The 12874-nt window shown below is 65.6% G+C and carries 10 protein-coding genes; 4 read left to right on the top strand and 6 right to left on the bottom strand.

Annotated elements, in window-relative coordinates; genetic code table 11:
- Nucleotides 1-6: 6 nt before the first annotated feature.
- Nucleotides 7-1206 (bottom strand): MFS transporter, encoded by a 1200-nt coding sequence (locus ACSQ3M_RS04765; protein WP_436148910.1) that lies wholly within the window; start codon nucleotides 1204-1206, stop codon nucleotides 7-9.
- 47 nt (nucleotides 1207-1253) lie between these two features.
- On the opposite strand from ACSQ3M_RS04765, the gene ACSQ3M_RS04760 reads away from it, so the two are divergent.
- From ACSQ3M_RS04760 to gmk, 3 genes are all read left to right on the top strand, one after another.
- A complete protein-coding gene (locus tag ACSQ3M_RS04760; protein WP_436148909.1) occupies nucleotides 1254-2732 on the top strand; it encodes a PLP-dependent aminotransferase family protein in 1479 nt (492 codons plus the stop codon).
- A gap of 108 nt (nucleotides 2733-2840) precedes the next feature.
- The gene (locus tag ACSQ3M_RS04755) at nucleotides 2841-3722 is read left to right on the top strand and encodes a YicC/YloC family endoribonuclease (RefSeq protein ID WP_436149290.1); all 882 of its coding nucleotides are present in this window, start codon (nucleotides 2841-2843) and stop codon (nucleotides 3720-3722) included.
- 5 nt (nucleotides 3723-3727) lie between these two features.
- Nucleotides 3728-4375 (top strand): guanylate kinase, encoded by a 648-nt coding sequence (gmk, locus tag ACSQ3M_RS04750; RefSeq protein WP_436148908.1) that lies wholly within the window; start codon nucleotides 3728-3730, stop codon nucleotides 4373-4375.
- Here the strand turns inward: gmk and rsmA are convergent, their stop codons facing one another.
- The 5 genes from rsmA to lptF are packed head-to-tail and all read right to left on the bottom strand — an operon-like array spanning nucleotide 4376 to nucleotide 11154.
- Entirely contained in the window at nucleotides 4376-5236 is an 861-nt protein-coding gene (gene rsmA / locus ACSQ3M_RS04745) for a 16S rRNA (adenine(1518)-N(6)/adenine(1519)-N(6))-dimethyltransferase RsmA (protein WP_436148907.1), read from the bottom strand.
- Nucleotides 5233-6264: a 4-hydroxythreonine-4-phosphate dehydrogenase PdxA gene (gene pdxA, locus ACSQ3M_RS04740; protein ID WP_436148906.1), complete on the bottom strand. Its 1032-nt coding sequence runs from the start codon at nucleotides 6262-6264 to the stop codon at nucleotides 5233-5235. Before pdxA ends, rsmA begins: the two co-directional genes overlap by 4 nt.
- A gap of 34 nt (nucleotides 6265-6298) precedes the next feature.
- Nucleotides 6299-8833 (bottom strand): LPS-assembly protein LptD, encoded by a 2535-nt coding sequence (locus ACSQ3M_RS04735; protein ID WP_436148905.1) that lies wholly within the window; start codon nucleotides 8831-8833, stop codon nucleotides 6299-6301.
- A 36-nt stretch (nucleotides 8834-8869) separates the two neighbouring features.
- Nucleotides 8870-9958: an LPS export ABC transporter permease LptG gene (lptG, locus tag ACSQ3M_RS04730; protein ID WP_436148904.1), complete on the bottom strand. Its 1089-nt coding sequence runs from the start codon at nucleotides 9956-9958 to the stop codon at nucleotides 8870-8872.
- Entirely contained in the window at nucleotides 9958-11154 is a 1197-nt protein-coding gene (lptF, locus tag ACSQ3M_RS04725; protein ID WP_436148903.1) for an LPS export ABC transporter permease LptF, read from the bottom strand. The genes lptG and lptF overlap by 1 nt, the downstream gene beginning before the upstream one ends.
- A 181-nt stretch (nucleotides 11155-11335) precedes the next feature.
- Between lptF and ACSQ3M_RS04720 the strand changes: the two genes are divergently transcribed.
- On the top strand, nucleotides 11336-12829 hold the full coding sequence (locus ACSQ3M_RS04720; RefSeq protein WP_436148902.1) for a leucyl aminopeptidase: 1494 nt from the start codon (nucleotides 11336-11338) through the stop codon (nucleotides 12827-12829).
- Nucleotides 12830-12874: the final 45 nt, after the last annotated feature.

Here is a 12874-nt window from a genome sequence, read left to right as displayed (position 1 = left end):
GGACAATCAGGTGCGTGGAGCGTTCAGAGCTGCAGCACTGCTGGCGCGGGACCGGTTTCGCGCCAAAGCGAGAGCGAGTTCGGCCAGGGCACAGGCGAGGACGAGCACGAGGAAGATCTGCGTGCCCCAATGGACGATCAGCCAGCCGCCGATCGCCGGGAAGCCGAAAACTCCGATAAAGTATGACACGGCGAACCATGTCAGAGCGCCGTTGCGGTGAGCTTCTGGCGCATCGTTGACGACCTGGGTCTGAATGACGGTGTAGACCAGCCCATAGCCGAGCCCTAGCAGGATGCCGCTGACGACCTGAACCGGCGCGCCATAGCCGATGGCGAAGTAGACCAGAACGCCGGCCGACATCAGGACGAGCAACAGGACCGACATCCGATTGCCGTCGGCGCGGTTGATTGCGGGCGCGAGCGTGAAGCGCGCAACGACGACCACGAGTGCGTAGGTGGTGAAATACAGACTGGCGTCGAGGCCGCTGCCGCGCGCCAGCGAGCTTTGAAACGTCAGCATGCCCGTGAAGACACAAGCTCCTACTCCGACCATGAGGATTGGATAGATCGCCCTGGTGCTCGCCAGGGGAACGATCGATGACACCCAGTTTCTTGGCGCGCCGGTGCGGCCTGGGCGCGGCTGGGCTGGCCGAGGCGTCGTCAGCTCGAACGCCCACAAACAGGCCGCGGCGCAAACGCAACCGAGCGCGAGCAGGCGGAAGAGCGAGGCTGTCGACAAGCCGAGCGTGTCGACGAGAAACAGCGCCAGTGCCGGGCCGCCGCCGATACCGGCCATTTGAAACGCGCCGAAGCGCGTAAACCAGAAGCCGCGATCAAGATCGCTCACTCGCTCCGAAACCGCCATCGGAGCGGCCAGATAGAACATCCCCCAGCCGCAGCCGACCATGAAGCCGGCGATCACGATGGTACTGGAGAGCGAGGCGATACCGGCCAACAGCAGATATCCGGCGGCGACCAGAACGGCCCCGATGGCGGCGAGACGGGCACCGCCGAAGCGGGCGCTGACCCAGCCGATCAGGGGGACGCCGACAAAGGTGCCGACCATCGCGCCGGCGAGAGCCTTGCCTGTCTCGATCTCGCTGCCGCCGAGACTGCGGAAATGCTCCGTCAGCAAAAATGTCGCGCCATAGCCTGTCGCGGTCAGCAATGCGCCGACGAACAACAGGGCCACTCCGATTCCGCGCATGATCGTTCAACCTCCCAGGTCGCCTTCTTTGACTTTCAAGGCGTCGCATGGCGAAAGTGGTCGCTACTAGGCCCACTTTGAAGACAAAAATGGCAACCACTTTGCCCCAGCGAACGCTCGATTTGCCGATCGCATTGGATCCGGACATCCCCAATCAGGCATCACGGGTTCATGCTGCGCTGCGGGTTGCGATCATCGACGGTTATCTGAGCCCGGGGCTGAAGCTGCCCTCCAGCAGGGCGTTGGCCGAGCAATTGGGCGTGCCGCGCAATGCCATCGTTGCGGCCTATGAACAGCTCCTCAGCGACGGGCTGGCGAAGGCGCGGCGAGGCTCTGGCACCTATGTCGCAACAAAGCTGCCGGCGGCGCCCTCAGCCGTGGTACCCGCCCGGCTCGACGTCGAAACCCTTCCGAGCCGCGCCTTCGCCCTCGGGCGCACCCATGTCGATGGTAGCCTCCTGCGCCAGCTCGGCACGAGCGTACGCCGACATATCCTTGCCGCGAGCGCCGACCAGCTCGGCTATGGCGACCCACGCGGCAGCCTGCCGCTTCGAACCGAGATCGCCCGACACCTCGCGGCAAACCGCGGCATTCGTTGCGATCCAGGCTGCATCATGATCACCAGCGGCACGCAACAGGGCTTGCGCCTGTGCGCCGAAGCCCTGCTTTGCCCCGGCGATGCGATCTGGCTGGAGGAGCCAGGCTACTACGCAGCCCATGGCACCCTGCGCGCCGCCAAGATGCGATTGATCCCGGTGCCCGTCGATGGCGAAGGCATCAGGGTCGATGAGGGCCGAAAGCTCGCTCCGCTGGCGCGGGCCGCTTATGTAACCCCCTCGCATCAGTTTCCGACCGGCGTCACCATGAGCATGGCCCGGCGGGTGGCGCTGCTGGACTGGGCGAATGCGGCGCAGGCCTGGATCATCGAAGACGATTACGACAGCGAGTTCCGCTATGCCGGGCCGCCCCTTACGGCGCTGGCCGGGCTTGGCGGAGAGCGGGTAATCTATAGCGGCACCTTCTCGAAGATGCTGTTTCCCTCCTTGCGCCTTGCCTATCTCGTCCTGCCTCCGGCGGTTGCCGAGCGGGTGATAAGGGCCAGGAGCGCGGCCGATCGATTTCCATCCGCTTTCCTGTCGGATGCCGTGGCCGAACTGATGTCCAGCGGTGCGTTTGCCGCACATCTTCGGCGAGCCCGCCTGCGTTATCGTCAAGCTCGTGAAACCGTTGCATCCGTCCTGGCAGAGGCGGGGCGTGGCCGGCTGCGCATCGTCGTGCCGCCGCAGGGCCTGCACATGGTCGCCTATCTCCCGGCCGGCCTCCCCATCGATGCTGGCATCCGCATCCGGGCGATGGCGGCGGTCGAGACAAGATTGCTGTCCGAGGCCAGCCTGTCCCCAAGCACGACGGAGGGCTTCATTCTCGGCTTCTCAGGGCATGACAGTCGCGATTTGACTGCAGCCGCAAGGCGGCTTGGCGAGGCAGCCGACGCTTATATGGCGGGAAGCGGTGTGCTTGCCGACTGATCGGGGGCAGAGAGGCATTCTGTTCCCAGATTTGCTGTGCCGGCAGCTTGCGACCGGCGCAGCGCCTCTCTACGGTCCCGCCGCATTCCAGAAGGGGTTATGAGCGATATGGCGATCGAGAGCATGACGGGGTTCGCCCGGGTGGCCGGGACCATCGGCATGCATGCCTGGGCCTGGGAGGTCCGCAGTGTCAACGGCCGTGGGCTCGATGTCCGCGTCCGGGCGCCGACCGGCTTCGAGAGCTTCTCCGAAGCCGCCCGCAAGCAGTTCTCGGCCGCCTTTGCACGCGGCACCCTGCATGTCAGCCTCGCCATCACCAGCGAAGCTTCTGCTCCGCGCCCGCGCATCAATCAGGAAGCCCTCGCGGCCCTGATCGCGGCTACAAGCCAATTGAAGTTGCCCTCAGGCATCGCTCCGGCGACCCTTGATGGCCTGCTCGCGATCCGCGGCGTGGTCGAGGTTTCCGAGGAGAGCGGCGATGCACTCAGCGAGCTCGAAAAGCCGGTACTCGCTGCATTGGAGGGGACGATCGCGGCGCTGAAGCAGGCGAGGCTCGCCGAGGGACGGGCACTCGAGGCGATCCTTGCCGGCCATCTCGACACCATCGCCCGCCTGACGAGCGAAGCCGAGAACCACCCGGCCCGCAGTGTCGAGGCAGTCCGCACGCGGCTCGCGAACCAGGTCGCCGCGTTGATGGAGACCGGCAAGGCCTTCGAACCGCAGCGCCTACATCAGGAAGCTGCGCTGCTGGCGGTCAAGGCCGATATCCGCGAGGAGATCGACCGGCTCCACGCCCATGTCGCTGCGCTCCGCGACCTGCTCGCCCAGGGCGGGCCGATTGGCCGCAAGCTCGATTTCCTGGCGCAGGAGTTCGGTCGCGAGGCGTCGACGCTCTGTGCCAAGGCGGGCGATCCCGGCCTGTCGCGGATCGGGCTCGAATTGCGCACGACCGTCGACCAGCTGCGCGAGCAGGTCCAGAACGTGGAGTGATGGGGATGGCCGATCTCGCCCGCCCGGCCCGTCGCGGCCTTATGCTGATCCTGTCGTCGCCGTCCGGTGCCGGGAAGTCGACGCTGACCCGGACCTTGTCGCAGAAGGAAACCAATCTCGATCTCTCGATCTCGGTGACGACGCGCGGCAAGCGCCCCTCCGAGATCGACGGCGTCCATTATCGCTTCATCGATCGCGATGCCTTCGACCTGCTGCGCCAGCGCGATGAATTGCTGGAGTTGGCCGAGGTCCACGGCAATGGCTACGGCACGCCGCGCAAGCCCGTCGAGGAGGCCTTGAAGGCCGGCCGCGACGTGTTGTTCGACATCGACTACCAGGGCACCCAGCAGATCCTCGAGAAAGCACGCGAGGACGTCGTCGCGATCTTCATCCTGCCGCCTTCCATGGCCGAGCTGCGCTCGCGGCTGGTCCGGCGTGCCGAGGATGCGCCGGAGGTGATCACGCGCCGGCTCGACAATGCCCGCGATGAGATCGCGCGCTGGAGCGTCTATGACTACGTCATCGTCAATGACGATCTCGGCGCCGCCTATGAATCGGTTCGTTCGATCCTGGCGGCCGAGCGGCTGAAACGCAGTCGCGCAGTCGGCATGGCGGCCTTCGTCGAGACCCTGCTGGCCGAGAAGGTCGGCTGATCAGCTTTGCTGTGCCGACGCCAGCGCGTTGGCGAGCGCGACGAAGCCGCTGACCGACACTTCCTCGGCCCGCATGGTCGGCGATAGTCCGGCGGCTTCGATCATCGCCGCCGGATCGGCGAGCACGGCCTTGAGGCTTTGGCGCAGCATCTTCCGTCTCTGACCGAACGCGGCGAGCGTGACCCGTTCGAGCCGCCGCCGGTCGCACGGCTCAGGATGCTGCCGCGGCACCAGCTGGACGATCGAGGAGGTGATCTTGGGCTGCGGCACGAAGGCGGTCTTCGGCACGTCGAACAGGATCTTCGTCTCGCAGCGCCAGTTGGCGAGGACCGCGAGCCGGCCATAGGCGGCACGCTGTTCCGGCGTCGCGACGATGCGCTCGGCCACCTCGCGCTGGAACATCAGCGTCAGCGAGGTCCACCAGGGTGGCCAAGGGTCGGCGCTGAGCCAGCCGACCAGCAATGGCGTGCCGATATTGTAGGGTAGGTTGGCAACGATCCGAGCCTGGCTGCCGCCGAGCAGGCTCGAGAGATCGACGGCGAGCGCGTCGCCATCGACGACATCGAGCCGCCCCGGGTAATGAGCGGCGATCTCGGCCAGCGCCGGCATGCAGCGCCGGTCGCGCTCGATGGCGATGACGCGTCCCGCTCCGTTCGCAAGCAAGGCGCGGGTGAGACCCCCGGGGCCAGGACCGATCTCGACGATGGTCTTGCCGTCCAGCGGACCGGCGGACCGCGCGATCCGGCCGGTCAGGTTGAGGTCGAACAGAAAGTTCTGGCCGAGCGCTTTCTGCGCCATCAGCCCATGGCGCTCCACCACCTCGCGCAGCGGCGGCAACCCGTCGGGGGAGATGGTGCTCATGCGGGAGCCTTGCTTTCGGCTGCAGCCATGCGGGCCGCGAGCTTCAGCGCCGCGCACAGGCTGTCCGGTCGCGCTATGCCCTTGCCGGCAATGTCGAAGGCGGTGCCGTGATCCGGCGAGGTCCGGATGAAAGGCAGGCCGAGCGTGACGTTGACGCCCTCGTCGAAGGCGATCGTCTTGATCGGGATCAGCGCCTGGTCGTGATACATGCCGAGCGCCACGTCGTAGCCGGTACGGGCCCGGGCATGGAACAGCGTGTCGGCCGGATAGGGGCCGCTCGCGTCGATGCCGAGCCGTCGCAGCTGCTCGACAGCGGGAGCGATCACTGCCGCATCCTCCTTGCCGAGAGCGCCGCCTTCGCCCGCATGAGGGTTGAGGCCGCACAATGCCAGTCGAGGCCGGGTGATGCCGAAGCGGCGTTCGAGGTCGGTGGCCGCGATCCGGCCGGTCTCGACGATCAGCTCCGTCGTCAGCTGCCGCGGCACCGCCTCCAGCGGAATGTGGATGGTGACCGGAATGACGGCGAGCCCTTCCGACCAGATCATCATCACCGGTCGCGGTGTGGTCTCTCGGCCGCGACCTGCAAGCTCTGCCAGGAATTCGGTATGGCCGGGATGCTGGAAGCCGGCGGCGTAAAGCACGCTCTTGGCGATGGGGTTGGTGACGAGCGCGGCGGCTCGCCCGGCCCCGACGGCCTCGACGCCGCGCTCGATCGCTTCGATTACGCCGGCGGCATTGGCCGGATCGGGCGACCCGGATCGCGCTTGCGAGCGATTGTCGAGCTCGATCACGGGCAGGGCGGTCGCGAAGCAGGCTTCGGCCTCATCCCAGCTGACATTGCGCAACTGCACCTGGAGGCCGAGCCGCTCCGCCAATCCCGCTAGCGCCGTGGCACTGCCGAGATAAGCGAAGGGCGGAATGAAGCGTTCCTCACGCTGCCTCCAGGCGGCGAGCGCCAACTCCGGGCCGATCCCGGCGGGATCGCCCTGAGTCAGAGCAAGGAGACACCGGCTCAAGCGCAGCCCCATTCAGCGGCTTTGGAAAACGCCGGCAAGGGCGCCATCAATTGCTGGATGCGACACCGTCGCCGGAGCTGCTCGCACCCAGGTTCTGCGAGTAACTGATCTCGCCGAGCGTACGCAGTTCGAGGCGGAACATCACCGTCCGCGTGTCTTTCGTCGAGCCCGCCTGCCTGTCGGCATAGGACTGCGAATAGCTCACATCGAAGATCGTGCACTCGTCCTGATAACGCAGGCCGACCGAAGCCGCCGCGGTCTGGAACGGACCCGTGTTCGGATAGACCGGATTCGGGTTGCTCGCCGGGTTCGCCGTGTAGAGCGACAGCGCATCCCGATAGCGCTCGCGATCGTATTTGAACTTGTCGAGGTCGAACAGAACGCTGCCGCGCACGCTCCAGTACTGGGCGAACGAGACGGACTGGGTCAGGCTGAGACCCTCACGGCGCCGCGGGATGCCCAGGTCCGGTTGCGGCTCGTAGCGGCTGTAGCCGACCGTGGTCGACAGGAACTTGTAGTTGAATGCGGCGGAGGCGTCGATGCGCTGTGCTTCGAAGGTCGACTCGTCGAAACGTCCACCTGCCTGCAGCAGCAGGCCCTTGAACGGCTGCAGCTGCGCCTTGGCGACATAGTCGGAGCGGCGGGTGTCGAGGCCCGAGTTGAGGCCTGTATTCGCCAGGTCGCCGCTGGCGTAGGAATTACGGCCGCCGAGCTGGTAGGACTGTCCGACCAGGAGGTTGGCATAAGTTTCCTTGCCGAACGTGCCGCTGTAGCGCAGGCCGACATTGGCGCGGCTGCCACCCTCGACCCGGTCGTAGCCGGAGAACTTGTTCCATTCGAACAGATTGGTGTCGTCGAAGACGAGACTCTGCGAATCTTCGTTGGCGACGCGCAGGCTGTTCGTCTCGTTCGGGCGCGCCACGACCTGAGCGACCGGCTCTAGGATGTGCGTACCCCAGGAGGTCGAGGCGATGAACGGGAAACGGTACATCAGGCCGATCGCCGGCATGGCGCGGCCGAACACCTCGTCGGAGGTGTCGGCGATCGTGCTGACATTGGCGTTGGTGTAGCTCGTCGTGTTCGGGTTGAGCGAGAACACGTCGGCCCTGAGCGAGGCGTAGGGCGTCCAGACCTGGCCGATCGGATCGACGAAGTTGCGCCGCCAATCGACCTCGGCAGTGGCGCGCGCCATCGAACCGGCAAGGCCGGTCACGAGGCAGCGCCCCTTCTGATAGACCGCGCAGCCGTCGTATAGCGAATAACTCGGCGTGGTGATCAGGTAGCTCTTCTGGACCGGCAGCTCCTTGAAGGAGGCCGCCTCGCGCGTCAGGTGCGTCAGATTGACGGTGAACGACAGCTCGCCGCCGATCATGGACGGCTTGTGGATCCGCCGATTGTAGTCGACGACCGGCCCGACGACCGGCTGCTGCTTCTGCCAGTCGTAATAGGTCAGTGGCTGGAAATAGTAGCCGCGCATGTCGAACCAGGCGTTCGCCGTCTGGCCGTTGAGCGAAACGGTCGAGGTCGATTCCTGCAGATAGGTCGACGCAGTGATGCTCTCGCTGCGGATCCGGTAGTTCTTGAAGAAGAACCGGTCGGTTGCGGCCGCGACGTCCCAGCTGAAGTTCCAGCGCGGGTTGATGAACACCTTGCCGGAGCTCTCGACAGAGCCGCGGAACTCGTCGTCTCCCGCGCCAAACGGGCTCTTCAGGAAGGCTTCCTTCTCTTGCTGGAAGATGCCGGCGGCGCGGATGTTGTATGAGCCGTTGACGAAACGATGCCGCCACTCGACCTCGCCGAGCAGGCCCTGGCGCGAGAGATAGGTCGGCGTCACCGTCAGATCGTAGTTCGGCGCGAGATTGATGAAATAGGGCAGGCCGACGCCGTAGCCGAGTGCCGCGGTGTTGATGAACTTCGGCGCCAGGAGGCCGGTCTTGCGTTTGACTGTGGCGTCCGGTCCCGACATGTACGGGATATAGGCGATCGGGACGCCGGCGAATTCCAGCCGGGCCTCCTCGTAATAGATCATCTGCTCGGACTTCTTGTGGATGATCCGGGCAGCGCGCACCTGCCAGAACGGCGGGCGCTCGGGTTGATCGACGCAAGGCTCGCAGGCGGTGTAGATGCCCTTGTCGAAGACAAAGACCTCGCCGTCGGTACGCTCGGCGCGCGGCGCCGAGAAGCGGGTCTTGTCGGTGTTCACCACGCGTAGCGAATCGATGAATCCGTCGCGGAAGTCGTCGGTCAGGTTGAAGCGGTCGCCGGTGATCACCGTGCCGTTGGCTTCGGTGATGCGGGCATTGCCGGTCGCGACCACGCGCTTGCTCTGGCGGTCATAGACGACGCGGTCGGCCTCGATGGTGCGGCCCTGATAGAGAATCTGGACGTCGCCGACCGCGGAAACGGTGTTGTTGTCCTTGTCGTAGACGAGCTCGCGCGCGTCGACGACCATGCGCTCCTGCGGCTTGGCCGCCGGAGTTTGGGCATAGGCCAGGCTCGTCCAGCCGAGGACCGGGGCAAGCGTTGTCGCCAGCGCGGTCGCAGCCGCAAGCCGCGTGATGCGTCTTACGCCGGAAGCCATGAACTCAATCCAAAATTAACCATAGCCACCGTATTCTCAGCCGTCTTCCTGATGGAGGAGGGCGAGCGCGCCGAGCAGCGTGCCCACGATCGCGGGCAGCCAAGCGGCCACCGAGGCATTAACGATGCCCGATGAGCCCAATTCCTCAGATAACTGTGTCGCCACATAGAGCATGAACCCGGCCGCGACGCCACCTACCACCAATCTCGTCACACCACCAAACCGGAAAAATCTTAAGGAAACGGATGCCGCGACCAAGATCATGGCGATCAGCAGGAGCGGCCGTGCCTTGAGGGATTCATAGCGCAGTTCGTAGCGCGTCGTATCGAGCCCGGCCTTGCGGGTTCGGTCGAGCACCGCCGGCATCGACCAGAACCCGACAGAATCGGGCGGCGTGAAACTTTGTCGCACCTGGTCGGGCTCCAGCGTCGTCGCGACCAGATATGTCGAGTAGCTCTGTGGCTCTTCCGTGGCCGAAGTGACCCGAGCCTCCGACAATTCCCAGTAGCCACGATAGAGCACGGCCTGCTTGGCTTCGATGCGCTCGCTGAAGCCGCCATCGGGGGAGAAGGTGAAGAACGCGACCTGGGCGAGCCCCACGCCGTCCCCCAGCGCCGCGGCGGCGCGGATGATCGCCTGACCGTCCATGCTGCGCTGGCGGAGCCAGATTTCCTTGCCGCCGACGATCTGTCCTGTCCGGGCGAAGAGCGAGGCCTCGAGCGCGGTGGCGCGCTGCTTCAGCTCGGCGGCGACCGGATTGTAGATTCCGACCGAGACGAGGCCGACCGCGCCAGCGACCAGCGCCGCCGGCTGCAGGAACTGCCAGGCCGAGATCCCGACCGAGCGCGCGACGACCAGCTCCAGCTTCCGGCTGAGATTGAGCAGGGCGAACATGCCGCCGAACAGCACTGCGAACGGGAAGATCTGCTCGGCGACCGATGGCGCGCGGTAGAGCGCGAGCTGAATGATGCTCGGCGTCGTCGCAGTCGGGGAATCGCCGGCGCGCCGCATCAACTCGACGAAGTCGAGCGTTGCGATCAGGAAGAAGAAGGTGCCGAACACGCTCAGGATCGCGCGCAGGAAGCGCTGCGTCAGATAGCGGCCGAAAGTCTGGAACAGCAGCATCAGGCGCGCCGGAAACGTGCTGCGAGGGCAATGAAGGGCGCGATCAGCGGCTCCGTCAGCTGGTCGATGAGGACACGGGTTCGTGAACCGAAGCCGATGGCGAAGGCCGACAGGAGGATCGTTCCGATCGGCAGGATGTAGAGCAGCGCAGCCGCGAGGGGGGAGCGCACGCTGGCGGTCCAGGCGGCATAGGCGCCGATCCTGATGGCGCCGACCAGGAGGATGGCGATCTGGATCGCGGCGGCGCGGCCCTGGCGGGTGGTTCGCGCCTCGCCGAGAATGGCGAAGGCGACCAGCATGAAGGCAATCGGGTAGAGCGGCGCCGACAGGCGATTGTGCAGCTCTGCCCGGAAGCGGCCTTCCTGGAGCTTGTAGTAGGGTTCGTTCGGGTTCTGCGTCAGCAGCGCCCAGGTGGTGCGTTCGCGCGGCTTGTAGATGACCTTGTCGCCATCGCCGCTGCCGCCGGCGGCCCCGTCGGAATCGCCCGTCAACGCGGAGAGATTGAGCGCATAACGCTCGAACGAGATGATCGAGCTCGAGTTCTGGTTGCGGCTCTCGCGCTGGATCGTGCCCTTCTCCAGCATCAGGAAGCTGTTTCCGTCGGCCTCGGCCGACTGGCCGCGCTCGGCGATGTAGACGGCAGGCTGGTTGGGATCGCGTCGGTCCTGCATGAAGATGCCGAGCAGGGCGTGTCCCTGCTTCTCGCGATAATGGAAGGTGACGCCGGAATCGAGCGAGACGAACTGGCCTTCCTTGATCACGTTCGCGACGAAGTCGGCACGGATCAGGGTGATGAGGTCGCGCAGCGCCCGGAAACCGGCCGGCATCACCCCCAGCGATATCCAGCCGACCAAAGCGGAGGTTATCAGGGTCAGCACGATGAAGGGCCGCGTCAGCCGGCGCGGGGGGACGCCCGCGGCGTTCATCACGATCAGTTCGGAATCGCTGTTGAGCTTGTTGAGCGTGTAGAGCGTCGCCATGAACAAGGCGACCGGCGCGATACCGGCAATCAATGCCGGCAGCGAGAGCAGGGTCACGGTGAAGAAGATCATCACCGTCTGGCCCTTGCCGGTGATGAGGTCGACCTCGCGTAGCGCCTGCGTGACCCAGATCACGCTCGTCAGGCCAACCAGCAGAATCACTGCCGCACCGGCGGCGATCTTCAGGATGTAGCGGTCGAGAAGTCCGAAGCGCACGCGGTAACGATCCTGGGGCGGGAGTACTTTAGAGAAGGCGCTCCCCTTGGACGGCTCGCCTCGAACTCCCTATGGTATAGCTTCGATCATGGCGCAAACGGGAATCGTTTGTGGCCTTTGCGAGCCCCAACCTCGGTTGGCTCCTTCCGCCAGTCCTTCTCCCGCAACCCGTGAGCCTTCGATGTCGCAGCGCCTGAAGCTTGAGGTCAAAGCCCTGAACGCCATTGCCGGGGGGGATCTCGTCATCCTCGTCTCGGACAAGCTGGCGCCCCCCAAAGCGGCTGAGGATTGGATCGGTACGGGGGCTCATGCGCTGGTCGCGCGCGCCGCCTCAGCCGAGCGCTTCAAGGGCAAGGCGCTCTCCGGATTGACGCTGCTCGCGCCAGACGGCGCTGGTTACGAGCGCCTGATTCTGGTCGGAACCGGCCCGGCGGCCGAGCGAGACAAGCTCGATTTCGCCGCGCTCGGTGGCGCCATTGCCGGTAGGCTCGGTCATGGTCGCAGCGCCGAAGTTATCGCGGCGTTGCCCGAGAGCGAACTCTCGGCCGCTGAAATCGCCGAGATCGGGCTCGGCCTGCGGCTCAGGAGCTACATCTTCGATCGCTACAAGACCAAGAGCCGGGACAAGGATCAGTCCGAGCCCAAGAGCGTGACCTTGCGCGTCGACGACCCTGCCGCGGTCAAGAAGGCGCTGAAGGCGCGCGAAGCCATCGCCTATGGCGTCGAGCTCGCTCGCGATCTCGTGAACGAGCCGCCGAACGTGCTCTTTCCCGAGGAGTTCGCCGAGCGGGCCGGCAAGCTCGAGAAGCTCGGCGTCGAGGTCGAGATTCTCGACGAGAAGGAACTCAAGAAGATCGGCATGCGGGCGCTGCTCGGCGTCGGCCAGGGCTCGCATCGCGAGAGCTGCGTCGTGGTGATGCGCTGGAACGGCGGCGCCAAGGGCGACAAGCCGGTCGCCTTCGTCGGCAAGGGTGTGACCTTCGACACCGGCGGCATCTCGATCAAGCCGGCCGGCGGCATGGAGGACATGAAGGGCGACATGGCTGGCGCGGCTTGCGTCACCGGTCTGATGCAGGCGCTGGCGGCCCGCAAGGCGAAGGTCAACGCCATCGGCGTGATCGGGCTGGTCGAGAACATGCCGGACGGCAAGGCCCAGCGACCGGGCGACATCGTCACCTCGCTCTCGGGCCAGACCATCGAGATCATCAACACCGACGCCGAAGGCCGGCTCGTCCTCGCTGATGTGCTCTGGTACACGCAGGACCGCTTCAAGCCGGTCTTCATGGTCAATCTGGCGACCTTGACGGGCGCGATCCTGGTCGCGCTGGCGCAGGAGAATGCCGGGCTGTTTTCCAACAGCGACGAACTGGCGGAGCGGCTCGCCGCCGCCGGCAAGGCGACCGGCGAGACCGTCTGGCGCATGCCGCTCGGCGCGGCCTACGACAAGATGATCGATTCCAAGTTCGCCGACATGAAGAACTCGGCTGGCCGCCATGGTGGCTCGATCACCGCCGCGCAGTTCCTGCAGCGCCATGTCAACGACACGCCATGGGCGCATCTCGATATCGCAGGCACCGGCATGGGCTCGCCGAACAGCGAGACCAACCGGTCCTGGGGCTCGGGCTGGGGCGTGCGCCTGCTCGACCGGCTGGTGGCGGATCACTACGAGAGCTGATTCTAACTCTGAGCCGAGGCTCGCAAAGGATTGTGCTGGCTGCGT

Origin of the sequence: Allobosea sp. LjRoot90, assembly GCF_964254315.1 — a bacterium.
GTDB lineage: Bacteria > Pseudomonadota > Alphaproteobacteria > Rhizobiales > Beijerinckiaceae > Allobosea.
Note: the sequence above shows the minus strand (reverse complement) of the source record. Positions and strands in the feature narration are given on the sequence as shown.

Excerpts from the sequence above, each read along its gene's own strand:
- ACSQ3M_RS04765 (WP_436148910.1), bottom strand. The coding sequence starts at position 1,206 with ATGCGCGGAATCGGAGTGGCCCTGTTGTTCGTCGGCGCATTGCTGACC.
- ACSQ3M_RS04760 (WP_436148909.1), top strand. The coding sequence starts at position 1,254 with ATGGCGAAAGTGGTCGCTACTAGGCCCACTTTGAAGACAAAAATGGCA.
- ACSQ3M_RS04755 (WP_436149290.1), top strand. The coding sequence starts at position 2,841 with ATGGCGATCGAGAGCATGACGGGGTTCGCCCGGGTGGCCGGGACCATC.
- gmk (WP_436148908.1), top strand. The coding sequence starts at position 3,728 with ATGGCCGATCTCGCCCGCCCGGCCCGTCGCGGCCTTATGCTGATCCTG.
- rsmA (WP_436148907.1), bottom strand. The coding sequence starts at position 5,236 with ATGAGCACCATCTCCCCCGACGGGTTGCCGCCGCTGCGCGAGGTGGTG.
- pdxA (WP_436148906.1), bottom strand. The coding sequence starts at position 6,264 with ATGGGGCTGCGCTTGAGCCGGTGTCTCCTTGCTCTGACTCAGGGCGAT.
- ACSQ3M_RS04735 (WP_436148905.1), bottom strand. The coding sequence starts at position 8,833 with ATGGCTTCCGGCGTAAGACGCATCACGCGGCTTGCGGCTGCGACCGCG.
- lptG (WP_436148904.1), bottom strand. The coding sequence starts at position 9,958 with ATGCTGCTGTTCCAGACTTTCGGCCGCTATCTGACGCAGCGCTTCCTG.
- ACSQ3M_RS04720 (WP_436148902.1), top strand. The coding sequence starts at position 11,336 with ATGTCGCAGCGCCTGAAGCTTGAGGTCAAAGCCCTGAACGCCATTGCC.